This window comes from Rhizobium sp. CF080 (assembly GCF_000282095.2).
In the GTDB taxonomy this organism is placed as follows: Bacteria; Pseudomonadota; Alphaproteobacteria; order Rhizobiales; family Rhizobiaceae; genus Neorhizobium.
The window spans coordinates 270122-288386 of sequence record NZ_AKKC02000004.1 but is presented as its reverse complement, the minus strand read 5'-3'; the positions used below and the strand labels follow the sequence as shown (position 1 = coordinate 288386).

At 60.8% G+C, this 18265-nt stretch carries 11 protein-coding genes; 4 read left to right on the top strand and 7 right to left on the bottom strand.

Annotation, left to right across the window (positions count from 1 at the left end):
- Positions 1–35: 35 nt before the first annotated feature.
- The 4 genes from PMI07_RS08410 to PMI07_RS08395 form a co-directional block, all read right to left on the bottom strand.
- Positions 36–1652 carry an ABC transporter ATP-binding protein gene (locus tag PMI07_RS08410; RefSeq protein WP_007767291.1) on the bottom strand — a complete coding sequence of 539 codons (1617 nt, stop codon included), beginning with the start codon at positions 1650–1652 and terminating at the stop codon, positions 36–38.
- Positions 1645–2568: an ABC transporter permease gene (locus PMI07_RS08405; protein ID WP_007767294.1), complete on the bottom strand. Its 924-nt coding sequence runs from the start codon at positions 2566–2568 to the stop codon at positions 1645–1647. Before PMI07_RS08405 ends, PMI07_RS08410 begins: the two co-directional genes overlap by 8 nt.
- Before the next feature lie 11 nt (positions 2569–2579).
- Positions 2580–3494: an ABC transporter permease gene (locus PMI07_RS08400; protein ID WP_007767297.1), complete on the bottom strand. Its 915-nt coding sequence runs from the start codon at positions 3492–3494 to the stop codon at positions 2580–2582.
- A gap of 74 nt (positions 3495–3568) precedes the next feature.
- Positions 3569–5068: an ABC transporter substrate-binding protein gene (locus tag PMI07_RS08395; protein ID WP_007767301.1), complete on the bottom strand. Its 1500-nt coding sequence runs from the start codon at positions 5066–5068 to the stop codon at positions 3569–3571.
- 441 nt (positions 5069–5509) lie between these two features.
- On the opposite strand from PMI07_RS08395, the gene PMI07_RS08390 reads away from it, so the two are divergent.
- The 3 genes from PMI07_RS08390 to PMI07_RS08380 are packed head-to-tail and all read left to right on the top strand — an operon-like array spanning position 5510 to position 8779.
- Positions 5510–6703 carry an exo-alpha-sialidase gene (locus PMI07_RS08390; protein ID WP_007767307.1) on the top strand — a complete coding sequence of 398 codons (1194 nt, stop codon included), beginning with the start codon at positions 5510–5512 and terminating at the stop codon, positions 6701–6703.
- A complete protein-coding gene (pdxA, locus tag PMI07_RS08385) occupies positions 6703–7650 on the top strand; it encodes a 4-hydroxythreonine-4-phosphate dehydrogenase PdxA (RefSeq protein WP_007767310.1) in 948 nt (315 codons plus the stop codon). The genes PMI07_RS08390 and pdxA overlap by 1 nt, the downstream gene beginning before the upstream one ends.
- 10 nt (positions 7651–7660) lie before the next feature.
- Entirely contained in the window at positions 7661–8779 is a 1119-nt protein-coding gene (locus tag PMI07_RS08380; RefSeq protein ID WP_024163668.1) for an iron-containing alcohol dehydrogenase, read from the top strand.
- 63 nt (positions 8780–8842) lie between these two features.
- Here the strand turns inward: PMI07_RS08380 and PMI07_RS08375 are convergent, their stop codons facing one another.
- From PMI07_RS08375 to PMI07_RS08365, 3 genes are all read right to left on the bottom strand, one after another.
- Complete coding sequence (locus PMI07_RS08375) at positions 8843–9547, bottom strand: FadR/GntR family transcriptional regulator (protein WP_007764733.1); 705 nt, start codon at positions 9545–9547, stop codon at positions 8843–8845.
- Between the two features lie 3 nt (positions 9548–9550).
- The gene (locus PMI07_RS08370; RefSeq protein WP_024163667.1) at positions 9551–10579 is read right to left on the bottom strand and encodes a four-carbon acid sugar kinase family protein; all 1029 of its coding nucleotides are present in this window, start codon (positions 10577–10579) and stop codon (positions 9551–9553) included.
- 607 nt (positions 10580–11186) lie between these two features.
- On the bottom strand, positions 11187–11390 hold the full coding sequence (locus PMI07_RS08365) for a cold-shock protein (RefSeq protein WP_007758932.1): 204 nt from the start codon (positions 11388–11390) through the stop codon (positions 11187–11189).
- Positions 11391–12033: 643 nt separating this feature from the next.
- On the opposite strand from PMI07_RS08365, the gene PMI07_RS08360 reads away from it, so the two are divergent.
- Positions 12034–18258 (top strand): HAMP domain-containing protein, encoded by a 6225-nt coding sequence (locus PMI07_RS08360; RefSeq protein ID WP_155956476.1) that lies wholly within the window; start codon positions 12034–12036, stop codon positions 18256–18258.
- The last annotated feature ends 7 nt before the right edge of the window (positions 18259–18265 follow it).

Here is an 18265-nt window from a genome sequence, read left to right as displayed (position 1 = left end):
TCAATCAACTCCGCTATCCGCCGGTCGGCGTTATGTCAGGCACGTTTGAGACGGGCTGCCCGGTGTTCGGCCTGAACATCCGGGTCCGGATCGAGGCTCGCCGCCAGGAGCGCTCGCGTATAGGCTTCACGGGGCGCCTCGAAGACGTCCCGAACCGTGCCCAATTCCACCACTTCACCCTTTTGCATCACCATGACGTAATCCGCAAAGTCGCGGACCACAGGCAGGTCGTGGGCGATGAAGATGAAGGAGATGCCCATGTCCCGGCGCAGCTTGTCGAGAAGCGCGATGACCTGGGCCTGGACCGACACGTCGAGCGCCGACACCGCCTCGTCGCAAACGATCAGCTGCGGTTCGAGCGCGAGCGCCCGGGCGATCGCAATTCTCTGCCGCTGTCCGCCCGAGAACTGGTGCGGATAACGGCTCATGTGTTCGGCCGAAAGGCCCACCTGCACCAGGAGTTCCGCGACCCGTTCCCGCCACTGACGTTTCGGCAGGATATCGGGATGGATGGCCCACGCTTCGGAGACGAGCTGGAATACCGTCATCCGAGGATTGAGCGACTGGGTGGGATCCTGGAACACCATCTGAAGATCGCGCCGGAGCTTGTAGAGTTCGGATGGCGAGAGCGTGAAGAGATCGCGTCCCTTCCAGTGCGCGGTGCCGGCATCCGGCTCGTCCAGCCTCAGAAGAACGCGGGCGAGCGTCGATTTGCCCGAGCCGCTTTCCCCGACGATCGCCATGGTCTCGCCGGCCCTCAGGTCGAACGAGACACCCTTCAACGCATCGAAAGAGCCGTAGCGCTTGCGGACGTCCCGAACGCTGAGCAGCAGTTCGCCCGTCAGCTGCGCGATATGCATCTCGCCTTTTCCGGGGGCGGCGCCGATCAGCTTTTTGGTATAGGGATGCGTCGGGTTCTTGTAGACGTCGCGTACCGTGCCGGTCTCGACCAGCTCGCCTTTTTCCATGACGACCACGCGATCGGCGATTTCGGCCACCACGCCGAGATCGTGTGTGATGATCAGTACGCCCATGCCGGTTTCCCGCTGCAGCTCCTTCAACAGCGCCAGCACCTCGGCCTGGACCGTCACGTCGAGCGCGGTGGTCGGCTCATCGGCGATCAGCAGGTCGGGTCGCAGCGCAAGCGCCATCGCGATCATCACGCGCTGTCGCTGGCCGCCGGAAAACTCGTGCGGATATTTGCCCATGGCGCCTTCCGGGTCGGGAATGCCCACCCGCGTCAACAGACGCACGGCCTCGCTCCTGGCGGGTCCGGCCTGCATCCCGTGGGTCGTCATCGCCTCGCGGATCTGCCATCCGACGGTGTAGACCGGGTTCAGATGGCTGAGCGGGTCCTGAAAGATCATGGCGATCCGCCGGCCGTTGGCCTCGCGGCGCGCATGGGCCGGCATGGTCAGCAGGTCCTCGCCGTCGAGCAGGATCTGGCCGGAACTGATCCGGCCGGGTGGCATGTCGATGAGGTTCATGATCGCGGCTGACGAGACCGACTTGCCGGATCCACTTTCGCCGAGGATCGCAAGCGTCTCGCCGCGGTCGAGGTAATAGGAGATATCGCGCACCGCCTGCACGACGCCGGCGGCCGTGTGGAATTCGACGGAGAGATTGCGCACTTCCAGCAAATGCTCAGCCATCCTTTCGGCCTTTCATTTCCAGGCGCCAGCGCTGAACCGGGTCGAGCGCGATGCGCAGCCAGTTCGACAGCAGGTTCAACGACAAGGTTGTCATGATGATCGCCAGCCCGGGCCAGAACGAAAGCCACCAGGCATTGGTGAGATATTGGCGCCCCTGGGAAATCATCAGCCCCCAGGTGATCGCGGGCGGCTGGATGCCTATGCCGAGGAAGGAGAGTGCGCTTTCGGCCAGCATGACATAGGCGAAGTCCAGAGTCGCCAGCGTGGTGAGCGTCGGGAAGACGACCGGCAGGATGTGGCGAAACAGGATGCGGTTCTGCGAAGCGCCCATGACCCGCGCCGCCTGCACGAACATCCGCTCGCGGATCTCCAGCACCTCGGCGCGGGTGGTGCGGAGGTAGACTGGAATACGGGTGATCGACAGCACAGCGACAAGGTTCAGGATCGAAGAACCCAGAAGATAAAGGACGATCACCGCGATCAGCAGCGAAGGGAAGGACATGATCACGTCTGCCAGGCGCATGATGATCTGTCCGACGCGGGGAGAGGAAAAGCCGGCGACGAGGCCGAGCAGCGTGCCGACGACCGACGACAGGATCACCGCGCCGGCGGCGACCATGATCGTGTTCTGCGTCGCGACGATGATGCGCGCCAGCAGCGGCCGGCCGAGGGCGTCTGCCCCCATCCACCACACCCATTCACGGCTCCACTCGAACGGTGCGAGGTTGCGACCGCGAAGGTTCTGTTTGGTGGCGAGTTCGCCGAGCCAGGACGGTCCGACCACCGCAAGCACCACAATGACCAGCAGGAAGATGGCGGCGCAGAGGGCGAATTTATCCGCCCACAGCATGCGCATCATGCGCACCAGGAACGAGGGTTCTCGGGCGATCATCGTGTCGGAGGAAGAAACACTCATGAGACCACTCCTCAATGACGAATGCGCGGATCGAGCAACGCATAGGCGAGGTCGATCAGCAGGTTCATGAGGAAGATCGCCAGCGCCGTCACCAGGATCGCCGCGAGAACGACGTTGAAATCCCGCTGCAGGATCGAGTCGATCATCAGCTTGCCGACACCCGGGAAGCCGAAAATCGTTTCGACGACGACAGCGCCATTGAGCAGGCTCGCCGCCTGGTCGCCGATGACGGTGATGACCGGCAGCATCGCGTTGCGCAACGCGTGGACGAAGATGATCGGGCCGGCCTTGACGCCCTTGGCACGCGCCGTCTTCACATAGGCGGAGGAGAGCGCGCCGATCATCGAGCCGCGCACGACCTGAACGATAATGCCGAACGGGCGAACGAACAGCACGCCGATCGGCAGGATCCAGTGCAGGATCGACCCCGTGCCGGATGTCGGCAGCCATGCGAGGTTCACGGAGAATACGACGATGGCCACGATGGCAAGCCAAAAGTCGGGCACCGAGGCACCGACGAGCGAAATCATCGAGGAGAGCCGGTCGAAAAAGCCGCCGGACCGGAACGCGGCGAGCGAGCCGACGACGATGGCGGCCGCTGTGACAAGCGACATGGTGATCACGGCAAGCCAGAGGGTCCACACGAAGGCTTCCGTGACCACGTCCAGCGCCGGCCGTGCCTTGCGGAGCGATTCACCGAGATCCCCGGTCAGTACGTCGCCGACATAGCGTCCGAACTGCACCATCAGCGGATCGTTCAACCCGTGAAGCTCGCGGAACTGCTGCTTCATTTCCGCCGACGCTTCGACCGGCAGGAAGAGAGCGGCCGGATCGCCGGTCAGGCGGGACAGGAAAAACACCAGCACGAGCAGCCCGACCAGTGAAACCAAGCTCGCCACGGAGCGCTTACGAATGAAACTGAGCATGTCGCCCTCACTATTGTGGCGGCGGATGGGTACCCGCCGCCCTTGGATCGTGATCGGAAATCGGTTTCCGCTGGTTATTTGATACCGATCTCGGACAGTTGCAGCATCGAATTCGTGGCGATCGTTGGCTTGAATTCGATGCGCGGCGAAACGCGCGAGAAGCCGACCATGTGGAAGAGGAGGGCGTCGGCGACCACGTCGTCATGCAGGTAGGCAATCAGCTGGGACCAGAGCTTTGCACGTTCATCGCCCACCGCGGCGGAAGCCCGCTTGATCAGGTCATCGACCTTGGAATCGGAGAAGCCGGACTGGGTGCCCTCGGTGGCATATTTGAAGAACATGGTGAAGGACGGGTCGCCCTTGGAGTTATCGTGCATAGCTGCGACGATAATCGGGCCGCGACCTTCCTTGAAGGGCTTGGAGTAGTAGCTTTCGTGTTCCGCCACTTCGACGAATTTGAGATCGACCTTGAAGCCGACTTCCTGAAGCTGAGACTGGACCGCCTCCATGATCTCGGTGACGTTCGGGAAGTTTGCCGTGCGGGCGATGAGCGTGATCGGCGTATCGACCTTCACGCCGGCAGCCTTGGCCTCGGCCAGAAGCTTCTTGGCACCGGCGGGATCATAGGGGAAAACCTTGACGTCCGGATTCCAGCCCTGCGTAGTCGGAGGAACGAGGGCCGTCGCGAGCACTGCACCATCCGGTACCAGCGTGCCGATGAAAGCCTGGCGGTCGATGGCCAGATTGAGCGCCCGGCGCACCCGCACGTCGTTCAGCGGCTGAATGTTGTGGTCGAGACGCAGATAGACCGTCTCGCTGTCGAGATAGGAGAAATCGGTCTTCGCGTCGGTGGCGTCGAGCTGCGAGATCGACGGAGAGAGATCCGCTTCGCCGGCCTTCACCATCGCCGCACGCACGGACGGATCGGCGCGGAAGAGATAAGTTGCTTCAGTGACCTGCGGCTTGGCGCCCCAATAATCGCTGCGGGCAGCGAGCACGATCTGCTGGCCCGGGGTCCAGTTCTTCAGCGCGTACGGACCGGTTCCGATCGGCTCGCGAATGAATTGCAGCGGTGTCTCTTCCGGAACGATGGTGACCAGCGACATCAGCAGCGGCAGGATAGGCTGAGCCGGGTCGGCCTTGAAATCGATCGTGTTGGCGTCGACGACGTTGGCGCTGATCTTCATGCCACCAAAATAACGACGGGATTCGCAGGCGTTCTTGTCGCTCATCACGCGGTCGAAGCTGTGCTTGACGTCCTTGGCGTCGAACGTCGTCCCGTTGGAGAACTTGACACCCTGGCGGAGATGGAACCGCCAGCTGCCATCCGCGGCCTGCTCCCATTTTTCGGCAAGGCGCGGCATGACGCCCTTCTTGCCGCGAACATCGAGCTCGGTCAGCGTTTCGCTGACATTCTCCATGATGATACGGCCGATATTGGAGCGGGTCGCCATGCAAGGCTCCAGCAGATCGGCTTCCTCGGCCAGCACGATCTTGATCGGGCCAGACCCTGCGTAAGCCGGCGGAAGCGCCGATCCCAGGATCAGCGCGGTCATCATCAGCGTCTTCTTCATGTGGTTCACCTCCCAAGTGAATATAAATTGATCAACACGTTCTGGGCGCTCTGCCGTTTGCCTATCGCATCCGGTGGGCGGCCGACTGTTCGGTGATTGGCGAGCCGATCCGATAAGGAAGATCGATGGCGACTTCTGGGACTCTCGGCGGGGCGTTCGAATCTTCGATCGAATTTCCCTGACGACGAGTCCGCATATTTCGCTGCACTGCGATCGCCGCACTTCCTCCTGTGCTATTCTGCTTCAGACCATCTTCTGTCCTGAACAGTTTGTCAAATTATTTCGCAATGTTATTTCTATGAAAAAAAACGGCATAGAAATTATCAATACATTTCAAATTGTTAATTAATGAATTTTGGCAAAGCTACCGCCTCATGTAACTTTATAAAACTTGACAACTTTGTGTTTCTGGTAATTCTCGGGAGCCGAGAGGAGAGCTTTATGAGCCCTGATGAAATAGCGGCGGGAATGACCGGCACGTTACGGATGGCGGCGGCCGGTCGGCGCGAAGCCTTTCTGCCGTCCCCCATGGTGCAGAACCATGCAAGCTTCCTGCATCTCTTAGGCGATGGTGCGTTGATCTGCGCCTGGTTCGGCGGCTCGCTCGAAGGCAAGTCCGACATATCCATATTTGCGTCTGTTCTCGTGCCCGGCTCCGATGCCTGGGGTCCGCCGCAGAGGCTGAGTTTCGACGATGCGCATTCCGAACAGAACCCGGTCCTGTTTACCGCACCCGACGGCAGGCTCTGGCTTTTCCATACGTCGCAGCCTTCCGGCAATCAGGACGAATGTCGTATCCGCATGGCCGAGATCCGGCGCGACCGGAGCGATCCTGCAAGGCTGACATCGGAGGCGGGCGCTTATCTCGATCTGCCGCAAGGGTGTTTCGTTCGGGCACCGCTGGTGGTGCGGGATGATGGCGCATGGCTTCTGCCGATCTTTCGCTGCATTCAACGGCCGGGCCAGAAGTGGAATGGGAGCCATGACACGGCGGCAATCGGGATATCGACGGATGCCGGGAAAACCTGGCGCCTCGAAGACTTGCCGCAATCGACCGGCTGCGTCCACATGAGCCCCGCCGCCTTGCAGGCGGGCGGTCATGCCGCTCTCTTTCGCCGGAGGCAGGCGGATTTCGTTTTTCGCACGGAAAGCACTGACGGCGGCCGGTCCTGGTCGGTGCCTGAGGCAACCGACGTGCCGAACAACAATTCCTCGATCGCAGTTATCCGGCTGAAGGATGGGCGGCTCGCGATGATCTGCAACCCGGTCAGCGCTGCTCAGTCCGGCGATCGCCGCGCCTCGCTCTATGACGAACTCGGCGAGAATGACGATAGACCCGATGCCGATCCGACGGGCGGCTGCGTGCCGGTCTGGGGCGTGCCGCGTGCGCCGGTCTGTGTCTGTATTTCGGATGACGGTGGTCTAAGTTTTCCGGTCCGCATCCTGATTGAAGACGGGCCGGGCACCTGCCTGTCGAACGATTCCACCGATGGCCGGAACAAGGAAATGTCCTATCCATGGCTTCTGGAAGCGCCGGACGGGACTTTGCACATCGCCTATACCTATCACAGGCGAGCAATCAAATACGTGAGCCTGGCTCCGGGCTGGGCGGACGCGACTGACGGGAGAACTTGATGAGCAATATCATTGGCATCACCATGGGAGACCCCTGCGGAGTCGGTCCGGAGATAACAGTCAAGGCGCTCGCCGAGATGTCCGATGCCGACCGTTCCGCAACGCGTGTCTACGGCAATCTGCCGACGCTGGAGGCGGCGCGCGATGCGGTGGGGATCACGCTCGACCTCACACCTTATGTGGTCGACCTGCCGGTGGAGGGCGCGCCTCTGCCCTGGGGGCAGTTGTCGGCGGTCGCAGGCGATGCGGCGTTTCGCTTCATCGAGCGAGCCGTCAGGGATACCGAGGCCGGTTCGATCGGCTGCATCGTCACCGCGCCGATCAACAAGGAGGCGCTCAACCTCGCCGGCCATCACTATGACGGCCATACGGGTATGTTGCGCAGCCTCACCGGTTCGGCGGCGGCCTACATGCTTCTGGCGTCTGATCGTCTGAAGGTGATCCACGTCTCCACCCATGTGTCGCTGCAGGAGGCTATCCGGCGCGCCACGACGGAACGGGTGCTGAAGACCATCCGCGCCGGCGACGCGCATCTGAAGCGGATCGGCTATGAACGTCCACGTATTGCGGTTGCGGGCATCAATCCCCATTGCGGCGAAAACGGCCTGTTCGGCACGGAAGACGACGATCAGATCGCACCGGCCGTTGCGGCGGCCCGCGCCGAGGGCATCGAGGTTCACGGCCCGATTTCCGCCGATACGGTTTTCCACCGCGCCTATTCCGGCACCTTCGATCTGGTTGTCGCGCAATATCACGATCAGGGCCATATCCCGATCAAGCTCGTGGCCTTCGATACGGCCGTCAACGTCTCTGTCGATCTGCCTATCGACCGCACCTCCGTCGATCACGGCACGGCGTTCGACATCGCCGGCAAGGGGATCGCCAACCACGGCAACATGAACTCAGCCATCGCCTATGCGCGCAAGCTCGTGGCGGGGGCTCGGTAAGGAAAGCGTCATGGCCATTGCACCCATCACACTCCACCAGCCGCTGCGGCTCGCAGTCGGTGCCGGCACGATCAGCCAGGTTGGCCCCTGGGCCGGCGATGTCGCCTCGACCTTGGTCATCGCGACCCCGATCACGGCAGGTTTCGTCGACCGTCTCCAGTTATCCGGCCGATTTTCGGTATTCGACGCCATTCCGGGCGAACCGGATACCGCAACGCTGGATGCTGCGCTGGAGGCAGCCCGCAAGGCCCGCCCGCAACTGATCGTCGGACTTGGGGGCGGATCCGTGTTGGATGTCGCCAAGCTTGTTGCGGTGCTCTGGGATTCCGAGCAGACCCTCGAAGACGTTGCCGGTCCCAATCGCGTCGCAGGCCGCCGCTCGCGGCTTGCCCAGGTCGCGACCACCGCGGGTACCGGCTCGGAGGCTGGGATCCGCTCGCTGATCACCGATCCGGTCAAGCGGACCAAGATCGCGGTGGAGAGCCCACACATGATCGCCGATTTTGCGGTGCTCGATCCTGAACTGACCTATTCGGTCCCTCCTTCTGTGACCGCCGCGACGGGTGTCGATGCAATGGCTCACTGTGTCGAAGCCTTTACCAACCGCCGCGCCCACCCGATGATCGACGGCTTTGCCCGCATGGGATTTGGGCTTGTCGGCCGGTATCTGGCGAGGGCGGTGAAGGACGGGCACGATACGGAGGCCCGCGAGGGGCTGATGCTCGCTTCCTACTACGGGGGTATTTGCCTCGGCCCGGTCAATACGGCGGCCGGCCATGCGATCGCCTACCCACTGGGCACGCGTCTCAACCTGCCGCACGGTTTGGCGAATGCCATCGTCTTCCCGCATGTCCTGGCTTTCAACCAGCCCGTCGTTGCCGCGAAGACGGCGGAAGTGGCTGCGGCACTGGGCCTTGGCGATAACCTTTCGTCGGATGAATTGCGCTCTTCGGCTTACGATTTCTGCGGAGCCCTCGGCATCCAGATGTCGCTTGCGGCACACGGCGCCAGGCTGGACGAACTTCCCCTCTACGCTTCTGAGGCGCATGCCATACGTCGGCTGATGGATAACAACCCGGCGGAAATGAGTGTCCAGGATGTGCTGGGGATCTACGAAGCGGCATTTTGAAGTGATAACCGTCCGGCGGCAGGTTGCCGGATGGCCGTTATTTCCAGATGACGCATTCGGGTTTCATTGGTGCGACGATTGAAACAGACGCTCGCGTGAACCCCTCAAGTGGTCCAGCATCAACTGCCGCGCCGCTTCCTGGTCTCCGCGCGTGATCGCATCGGCGATTGCCTCGTGCTCGCCGAACACCTTCGCCAGCCCGGTCGCCTCTCTTTTCACGGAGGCTCCGTGGAATTTCATGCCCATGGCAATGTGATCCTTGAGGGCTTCCATCGCAGTGGAAAAGTAGCTGTTCTGAGCCGCCCGCGCGATGGCCAGATGGAACTGGTAGTCGGCATCTTCGCGATGGGCCTGACGGTTGGTGGCGTCGCGCAGCAATTCCAGAGCTCGCTTTATGGCCCCCAGACTCTCCTTGTCGTGACGCGCAGCCGCTGCCGATGCCGCTGCAGGCTCAAGTGTCATGCGAAACTCGTAACAGTTGAGGAGATCGGCGACGTTTTCCAACTGGCCAAAGCCAAGCGGCTCGCGCAAGCCCAGTGCGCGCACGAAGCTGCCGGCACCGCGCCTCGAATAGATCAGTCCTTGTTCGCGTAGCCGCCTCAGTGCTTCCCGGATAACCGGCCGCGACACTTCGAATTCGGTCGCAAGATCATGTTCGGTCGGCAACCGCTCATCCGGTTTGTACGCTCCCGACTTGATCGCTCGCAACATCCGCTCGAAGACGATATCGGGAAGGCCCTTGCGGGCAGTACCGCTCTCCAGCCCCATCGTTCAACCCTTCTCGCCCATGGCTGCTCTTGCGATCTCAGATAATGTGCCCTGCGTGCCGAATCCGCCGGATTTGGCGATGATGCATTGGCCGTCGATATAAGCCAAGCCAAGGCCCGGCAGACATTCGCCGAGAAGCTGGAATCTCGAAACGTTCATTGCCTTCAGGACAGCGTGCGCGGTCGTGCCGCCGGACAGAAGCAGAGTGGCGGCTGGCGCGGTCATCTCCGGGACTATGCTGGCCGCCAGCCTGTCCGATACCAGAAGCGGTGGATCGTCTTTTTCACCCGGCGTTGCCTGAACCAGCGTCACGGAATGCTGCGGTGGCACGACGCGTTCCGGGCGCCCGTTGGGCGCCGCAATATAGTCCGGTGCCAACGAGCGTAGCAGTTCTTCGATTTGTGCCAGCGTGATCGGATCTCTCGATCCAATGACAAAAAGAGCAGGGCCGGGTTTGGGGAAGGCCGGTTCGGCGTTCTGGCGGCCGGTCATGTGACATGCCAGCGCTTCGGCGAGGCCCCTGGCGCCGACAAGAAGATCAGCGCCGGCCTCGCGGCCAATCTCCAGAGCGTCAAACATGTCTGCTTGCGAAAGGGTATCGGGAATGATGGCGTGCTGCGCATGGACACCAAGCGCATCGGCGACATTCAGCGGCTTGTCTAGTCCGAAACCTTCGACATGCCCCGTTCGGACATTTCTGCCGAAATCAGGTATCGCGGGAGCGACGAGCGCCAAGCGAAAGGGCGTGGCATCGAGTTCGGCGGCGATGTTACCCTTGAGGCGGGAATCGATCTTCTTAAACAGAACGATGTCGGGTGGTAGAGACGACAAGGCCGCCGCAACCGCCTGTCGCGCAGCCTCCGCCTCAACTTCTCGAGATCCGAGGTTGACTGAAAGGACCGCTGGCGTGGCTTGCAAGGCCAATCCGATCGATTCAGGGCCTAATGCGATTTCAGTATGCAAACCCCGGCCGGCGAACGGCGCCGCGCAATCAAGCGCGCCGGTGAGGTCGTCGGCGAGAATAACCAGCATAGGGGGCCACACAATCTGTTGTTATCTTTTTCAGCAGAAATTAGCACATATTGTCAATCATGTAACGCAGGCATTTAACAAATTTGGCATGTCTCCTGTGTGCGACGGACAGGCCAGCGGTGTACAAAGGAAGGTGACTTGGGAAGGTGCGGCTCACGGGGCGGCAAGAACGACAGTCAAGAAACCTCCGGCGCGGCGCGGGTGAGATCGAGGTCCTCGGAGGTCAGATCCCTTTACGGGCGAAGAGCGCAAAACCAAGCGTGATGCCTGGATAGGCACCTATCCGTGGAGCACTGTCGTCTGCTCCCGCGTCTCTTTCTTCTCAGCGTAATATCCGCGCCGACATGAGGCGCGGGCAAGGCCGAGCGATAGAAGCCTTGAATGTCTTAAAGATCGGCTCGAAAGGCCGATCGTCTACCGCTGCGGCCGATGTAACGGGTCGTTACGCGGGCAAGCAAAAGCCTCCTCATGGAGGGTGGCGGTAGATAGAGAGGCGAGGTTAGCAGGGCAACGTCGCTAGACGCCGCCCGCTATTCGCCAAATTCTTTCGCCGAACCGCGCACGGGGCAAGCCTAGATAAAACAAGCGGCTTCGGCGAATGCAAGCTTCAAATCGCGCGGACGTTTTCCGCTTTTGATTTTCCGGTCTTGCGATCCTGGCCGAGCTCATACGAGACCTTTTGTCCGTCCTGGAGCGAGCCTGCGCCTTGCAGCGCCGAAACGTGAACGAACACATCAGCTCCGCCGTTTTCGGGGGTGATAAAGCCGAAGCCCTTGTCCTGATTGAAAAACTTGACGGTACCAGTGGCCATTTTATTCCTCGGATTGAATAGTCTCAAGATGACACTCTTATCCAGCAACCTGCCGCCATGCAACAGATGTTGGCTGCACTTGAGCGATATAAGTGCGGTTTAGGCGGGTGGCTCCTCTTTTTGTTCCATCCGCCGTGTCACAGCCAGGGTCGATCGACGCTGCGCTGATAGCCCCCGGACGCTTCTTTCAGCTGCCGGGGAAACAGTCCGGTTGCACCGAAGTTAAGAGTTTCCCATCTCCATATAGACGAGAAGGTTTCCCTGCGCGGCAATTCAAGTTCGGTACCCTTCTCTCCCACAACGGCGGCGGAACACATTGCTGTCGGTTGTGCATCCGGCGGGCGTTCATCCAGACGTAGGTGTGGTCCGGGTGGTGCTTTGCAGCTCGTCGGCCTGCTCGCGCCACATCAATGAATTCGCAGTCTTTTTTGAACTCTGACGTGTTTTAGGTGCCGCCCTTTTTCGAGCGGAACCGGCTCGCCTGAGGCGGGAAGCAGAGTACGCCAGGCCTGTAGTCTTTTTGGAATCTTGCACTAGATTATATGGCACTTTGAGGCAGGGGGTGTCGGTGGCTAGACAGGGTAATGACGTTCAGCGCAGTGGCGTGGATTCGGGCGATCTTCTAGGCGTAGATGTCGCGGCGATGACCGACGAAGACTCCCGCGCTTTGCTTGAAGCGCTTCTGGCGATGAGGCGGGGAGACTTTTCGGTCCGGATGCGGTCCGATCTGACCGGCGTCACGGGAAAAATTGCAGACACATTGAATGATATCATCGCTGCCAACCAGAAAATGGCCGCGCAGCTCGAAAATGTCGGCCAGGTGGTCGGGCGGGATGGACGCACCAGCACGCGCGTCAGGTTCGGCCTCTCCGATGGAGCCTGGGCGGACATGGAAGGGTCGATCAACACGCTGATCGACGATTTGCTGTGGCCGACGACGGCCGTCACCCGGACGATTACGGCGGTCGCCAAGGGCGACCTCCTGCAAACGGTTCCGCTTGACGTTGACGGGAGACCCTTGAAAGGGGAATTCCTGCGCTCAGCCGAGATCGTCAACACGATGATCAAGCAGCTGAGCGTTTTCACATCCGAAGTGACGCGCGTTGCCCGTGAGGTCGGTACGGATGGCAAGCTGGGTGGGCAGGCTCAGGTTCCGGAAGTGACCGGCGTTTGGAAAGATCTCACCGAGAGCGTCAACTCGATGGCTTCGAACCTGACCGCCCAGGTCCGCAATATCGCGGACGTCACGATTGCGGTGGCCAACGGCGATCTTTCCAAAAAGATCACGGTCGATGTTCGCGGCGAAATCCTGCAGCTGAAGGAAGCCATCAACACGATGGTTGACCAGCTCCGTTCCTTCGCATCGGAAGTGACGCGCGTTGCGCGAGAGGTCGGTACGGAAGGAAAGCTGGGTGGCCAGGCGCTCGTGCCGGGTGTCGCCGGTACGTGGAAGGATCTGACCGACTCGGTCAACGCGATGTGCGGTAACCTGACGGCGCAGGTGCGAAACATTGCCCAGGTCACGACCGCCGTTGCCCGAGGCGACCTTTCTCGAAAGATCACCGTCGACGTGTCTGGCGAAATCCTGGAACTGAAGGAGACCATCAACACGATGGTCGACCAGCTCAACGGCTTTGCCGGGGAGGTGACACGTGTCGCCCGCGAAGTCGGCACCGAAGGCCGCCTGGGCGGCCAGGCTCAGGTGCCGGGCGTGGCCGGAACCTGGAAAGACCTCACCGACAACGTCAACTCCATGGCGTCGAACCTCACAGCCCAGGTACGAAACATCGCCGAAGTGTCGACGGCAATCGCCAACGGCGACTTGTCGAAGAAGATTACGGTCACGGTTTCTGGCGAAATCCTGGAGCTCAAGGAAACCATCAACACGATGGTGGATCAGCTCAATGCTTTCGCGTCCGAAGTCACGCGTGTCGCGCGAGAAGTGGGGACTGAAGGGCGTCTGGGCGGTCAGGCCAACGTTCGCGGCGTCGCCGGGACCTGGAAAGACCTTACCGAAAACGTCAACTCGATGGCGGGGAACCTCACGGCGCAGGTGCGCAACATCGCCGAGGTATCCACGGCAATCGCCAATGGTGACTTGTCCAAAAAGATCACCGTCGATGTGAAGGGCGAAATCCTGGAGCTGAAGGAGACCATCAACACCATGGTCGACCAGCTCAACGCATTTGCGTCCGAAGTCACGCGTGTCGCACGCGAAGTGGGAACCGAAGGTCGGCTTGGCGGTCAGGCGAATGTGCGCGGTGTCGCGGGAACATGGAAGGACCTGACCGACTCGGTCAACTCCATGGCCTCAAACCTTACCGGTCAGGTGCGAAACATCGCCGAAGTTGCGACCGCCGTCGCTCAGGGCGACCTGTCGAAGAAGATTACCGTGACAGTTTCCGGTGAAATTCTGGAGCTGAAGGAAACCATCAACACGATGGTGGACCAGCTCAATGGCTTCGCGGGGGAAGTGACGCGTGTCGCGCGCGAAGTCGGCACCGAGGGACGACTTGGAGGCCAGGCGAACGTTCTGGGTGTTGCCGGCACATGGAAGGATTTGACGGACAGCGTCAATTCCATGGCCGGCAATCTGACCGCTCAAGTCCGCAACATCGCTGAAGTATCGACCGCGATCGCCAATGGCGACCTTTCGCGAAAGATCACCGTCGATGTGAAGGGTGAAATCCTGCAGCTCAAGGAAACCCTCAACACGATGGTGGACCAGCTCAACCGGTTCGCTTCCGAAGTGACGCGTGTGGCGCGCGAAGTGGGTACGGAAGGCAAGCTCGGCGGCCAGGCTCAGGTTCCGGGCGTTGCCGGCACCTGGAAGGATCTGACCGAGAACGTCAACTCGATGGCGTCCAACCTCACCGGTCAGGTGCGAAACATCGCGGAAGTGACGACTGCGGTTGCACGAGGAGACCTGTCGCGCAAGATCACAGTCGACGTGAAGGGCGAAATCCTGGAACTGAAGAACACCATCAACACGATGGTGGACCAGCTCAACGCCTTCGCCGGTGAGGTGACGCGCGTGGCCCGCGAGGTCGGCACGGAAGGCAAGCTCGGCGGCCAGGCGCAGGTTTCGGGCGTCGCCGGCACCTGGAAGGATCTGACGGACAGCGTCAACTCGATGGCCGGCAACCTGACGGCCCAGGTTCGCAACATCGCCGAGGTCGCCACCGCAATCGCCAATGGCGACTTGTCGCGCAAGATCACCGTCGACGTTCGTGGCGAAATCCTGCTGTTGAAAGACACGCTCAACACCATGGTCGATCAGCTACGGTCGTTTGCGGGCGAAGTGACGCGCGTGGCGCGTGAGGTCGGCACCGACGGTCGTCTCGGCGGCCAGGCCGTTGTTCCCGGCGTCGCGGGCACCTGGAAAGACCTGACCGACAACGTCAACCTGCTTGCTGCAAACCTGACCACGCAGGTCCGCAACATCGCGGAGGTGACGACGGCCGTTGCGCGAGGCGACCTGTCGCGCAAGATCACCGTCGACGTGAAGGGCGAAATTCTCGAGCTCAAGAACACCATCAACACGATGGTGGACCAGCTGAACGCGTTTGCGGGCGAAGTCACGCGCGTGGCGCGCGAAGTCGGCACCGAAGGCAAGCTCGGCGGCCAGGCGCAAGTGCCCGGCGTCGCCGGCACATGGAAGGATCTGACCGACACGGTCAACGTCATGGCCGCCAACCTGACGGAACAGGTGCGCGGTATCGTCAAGGTGGTGACGGCGGTTGCCAACGGCGATCTGAAGCAAAACCTTACCGTCGCATCCAAGGGCGAGGTCGCGGCGCTTGCCGAAACCATCAACAACATGACCAATACGCTTGCCACATTCGCCGATCAGGTCACGACGGTTGCTCGCGAGGTCGGTGTGGAAGGTCGCCTCGGCGGTCAAGCGAATGTGCCGGGGACTGCCGGCACATGGAAGGACCTGACGGGCAACGTCAACCTGCTGGCGGCCAACCTGACCACCCAGGTCCGGGCTATCGCGGAAGTCGCGACGGCCGTGACCAAGGGCGACCTGACGCGGTCGATCCAGGTGGAAGCGCGCGGCGAAGTCGCCGAGCTCAAAGACAACATCAACACGATGATCGGCAACCTGCGCCTGACGACGGAACAGAATACCGAACAGGACTGGCTGAAGACGAACCTGGCGAAATTTACCAACATGCTTCAGGGGCAGCGAGATCTGACCCTGGTCGGGAAAATGCTCCTATCGGAACTCGCGCCTCTCGTCGGAGCGCACCAAGGCGTGATCTATCAGGTGGACGCGGAGGATCGTCAGCCAACCCTGTCTCTGCTGTCCAGTTATGCGGACGGGGTCGGCGCGGCACATCCGCGGCGTCTGGAATTCGGCCAGGGGCTGGTCGGGCAGTGCGCCATCGATGCCCGTCGCATCCTCGTCACCAATCTTCCTGACAATGTCGTTCCCATCAGCTCGGGGGTTTTCTCGACGCTCCCAAAAAGTGCCATCGTTCTGCCGGTTCACTTCGAAGGACAGGTCAAAGCCGTGATCGAGCTTGCGTCTGCAGGTGAATTCACGGAGCTGCAGCTGTCGTTCCTCGACCAGTTGACGACCTCGATCGGCATCGTGCTCAACTCGATCGAAGCGACGATGCAGACGGAAGGCCTGCTGAAGCAGTCCCAACAGCTTGCAACCGAACTTCAGACGCAACAGCGGGAATTGCAGCAGACCAACGAACAGCTCGAGCAAAAGGCACAGCAGCTCGAAGAGCGAAACGTCGAGGTGGAGGCGAAGAACCAGGAAATCGAGCAGGCGCGGCGCGCACTCGAGGAGAAAGCGACCGAGCTTGCGCTGACATCGAAATACAAGTCCGAATTTCTCGCCAACATGTCGCACGAGTTGCGCACGCCGCTCAACTCGATCCTTATTCTCGGCCAGCAACTCGGAGAAAATCCCGACGGCAACCTGTCCGGCAAGCAGGTGGAGTTCGCAAAGACCATCCATGGGGCCGGTACCGATCTCCTCAACCTGATCAGCGATATTCTTGACCTCTCTAAAATCGAGTCCGGGACCGTTTCGGTCGATGCCGAAGAGATATTCATCACCAATCTGCTGGAAATGATGTCGAGGCCGTTCCGGCACGAGGCGGAAAATCGGGATCTCACCTACATGGTTGAGATTGGCGAAGACGTGCCGAGAAGCATCATTACCGACTCCAAGCGGCTGCAGCAGATTCTCAAGAACTTGTTGTCGAACGCGTTCAAGTTCACCGCGCAAGGCGGCGTCACGCTGAGGGTCGCTCCGGTCACGGAAGGATGGTCCTCGGATCATCCCTCTCTCAAACATGCTCCCTCGGTCATTGCCTTCGAGGTCTCCGATACCGGGATCGGCATACCGCCTGAAAAGCAGCGCATCATATTCGAGGCGTTCCAACAGGCAGATGCTTCGACCAGCCGGAAATACGGCGGCACCGGGTTAGGTCTTGCGATCAGCCGGGAACTCGCGAACCTCCTTGGCGGCGAGATCCAGTTGCGCAGCACCCCGGGTGTCGGCAGCACGTTCGTACTCTATCTGCCGCTGACGTATGTCGGCGCGTCCCCCGCCTCGAAATCCCTGCCGGCACAAAGCAATGTCGTGCAGCTCGCAGAGGCCGCCGCGGCTCGGCGTGCCGAAAGATCTGCAGAACAAGTCGAAGACGATCGTGGTGAAATAAAACCCGGGGATGCGGTTCTGTTGATTGTCGAGGACGATCCTCATTACGCCCGCGTCCTTGTGGATCTCGCCCATGACAGCGGGTTCAAGGTTCTGGTGGCCACGCGCGGCAGCGAAGCGTTGAATTTTGCACAGGAATACAAGCCTGCCGCAATATCACTCGACATCTTCCTGCCGGACATGCTCGGCTGGACAGTGCTCAGCCAACTCAAGCAAAGTGCGGCGACGCGGCATATTCCCGTCCAGATCATCAGCCTTGATGAGGACCGTCAGCATGGCCTTACACGCGGCGCCTTCGCATTCATGAGCAAACCCACAACCACCGACAGTCTCGGGAAGGCATTCTCGCGGCTGAAGAATTATGCCGAACCCCGTCGAAAGCGGCTCCTTCTCGTCGAAGACAGCGAGGCGGAGCGTTTGAGTGTGACCGCTCTGCTCAGCCATGATGATATCGACATCGAAAGCGTAGGCTCAGGCGCCGAAGCGTTGGCCGCGCTGAAACAGGATCCGGTCGACTGCGTCGTTCTCGATCTTACCCTGCCTGACATGACCGGGTTCGAAGTTCTGGAAAGGATCCGCGACGACCGTGACATCGCCGAGGTTCCGGTCGTCGTGTTCACGGGCCGCGAGCTCTCGCCCGAGGAGGACGCCCAGCTCCACACGATGGCGCGCAGCGTCGTCGTGAAAGGTGTCGAGTCGCCCGAGCGTCTCCTGGATGAAACTGCACTGTTCCTCCATAGGGTCGTGGCCGATATGCCGGTCGCCAAGCAAGCGATGCTTGAGGAACTTCACAGCTCCGATGAGGATCTGATCGGCGAGACCGTTCTGCTGGTAGACGACGATGCCCGCAATATCTTCGCCCTCAGCAGCGTTCTCGAGCGCCGCGGAATGAGGGTTCTGACTGCGACGACAGGCAGCGAAGCCATTGATGTCATTCAGAGGGAACACGCCGTGGCAATCGTTCTGATGGACATCATGATGCCTGGAATGGACGGCTACGAAACAATGCAGGTGATCCGCTCGGATCCCAGATTCCGGCGCCTGCCGATCCTTGCATTGACTGCAAAAGCGATGAAGGGAGATCGTGAAAAGTGCCTCGAAGCGGGCGCCTCGGACTATCTGGCAAAGCCGGTCAATACGGAGCAATTGCTTTCCGCGCTCCGTATGTGGTTGCACCGCTAGGGATATG